Origin of the sequence: Streptomyces bambusae, from assembly GCF_019400985.1 — a bacterium.
GTDB lineage: Bacteria > Actinomycetota > Actinomycetes > Streptomycetales > Streptomycetaceae > Streptomyces > Streptomyces bambusae_A.
Genome location: NZ_WTFF01000663.1, coordinates 1 through 1134 on the forward strand (window position 1 = coordinate 1; position 1134 = coordinate 1134).

Consider the following 1134-nt stretch of genomic DNA (forward strand, 5'->3'; position numbering starts at 1 on the left):
GCTTGGTCCCGACGGCGGGGCCGGCCGGGGGCGTGAGCGCAGGCGCGGCGGTCACCGTACGGCCCATGCGGCGAGGCGCTCGCGTACCCAGCGGGCCACCGGTGCCACGCCCTCGGGGGCGCGCAGGGACTGGAAGGCGACGGGGAGTTCGCCGCGCTGCTCGGCGGCGTCCCGGGCCATCCGGTCGAGGTCGGAGCCCACGTACGGGGCGAGGTCGGTCTTGTTGACGACCAGCAGGTCGGCCGTGGTGACGCCGGGGCCGCCCTTGCGCGGGATGTCGTCACCGCCGGCCACGTCGATGACGAAGATCTGGGCGTCGACGAGGCCGCGGGAGAAGGTGGCGGTGAGGTTGTCGCCGCCGGACTCGACGAGCACCAGGTCGAGCGGAGCGTGCTCGTGGAAGGCCTCCTCCAGCTCCTCGACGGCCTCCAGGTTGGCGGAGATGTCGTCGCGGATCGCGGTGTGCGGGCAGGCCCCGGTCTCCACGGCGGTGATCCGCTCGGGCGGCAGCACGGCCTCGCGCAGCAGGAACTCGGCGTCCTCGCGGGTGTAGATGTCGTTGGTGACGACGGCCATGGAGTACTCGGCGCGCAGCGCCCGGCAGAGCGCGGCGACGGTCGCGGTCTTGCCCGAGCCGACCGGCCCGCCGAGGCCGATGCGCAGGGCGCGGCGGGAGCCGTCGGCGCGCAGCGGCGCGGCGCTGTGGGTGTGGCGGTGCGGGAAGGTCACGGCGTGGTCGAGGTGCACGGCGGGCTCCTTGGGGCGGATGCGGCTGCGGATGCGGATGGGGCGGGAGGGTGGTGTCGGGGTTCGGGGCCGTGGCCGTGGCCAGGGTCGGGGTCGGGGCCGGGGCCGGGGCCGGGGCCGGGTCGGGGTGCGGAGCCGGGCTCAGGAGGCGAAGAGGCGTACCGGCCAGTCGGCATGGGCCTGGGCCGTGATGTCCAGCAGGGGCGAGGAGGCGGCGGGCAGGGCCTCCACCCCGTCCCGCCGGGCGGTCAGCGCCGCCGTGGCCGCTTCCTCGGCGACCGCGTCCACGGCCGGGGCGAGCCGGGCCAGCACCCCGCTCGCCTCGAAGGGGTCGAGGCCCAGCAGCCGCACGGTGGCGGTCGCCGGGCCGCCGACGCACTCGTACGC

General features: G+C 76.8%; 1 protein-coding gene and 1 pseudogene. Both read right to left on the minus strand.

Annotated elements, in window-relative coordinates:
- Positions 1–51: 51 nt before the first annotated feature.
- Entirely contained in the window at positions 52–747 is a 696-nt protein-coding gene (gene ureG, locus GPJ59_RS36405; protein WP_219672377.1) for an urease accessory protein UreG, read from the minus strand.
- Positions 748–888: 141 nt separating this feature from the next.
- Positions 889–1134, minus strand: a pseudogene (locus tag GPJ59_RS36410) (urease accessory protein UreF); the annotation flags it as partial.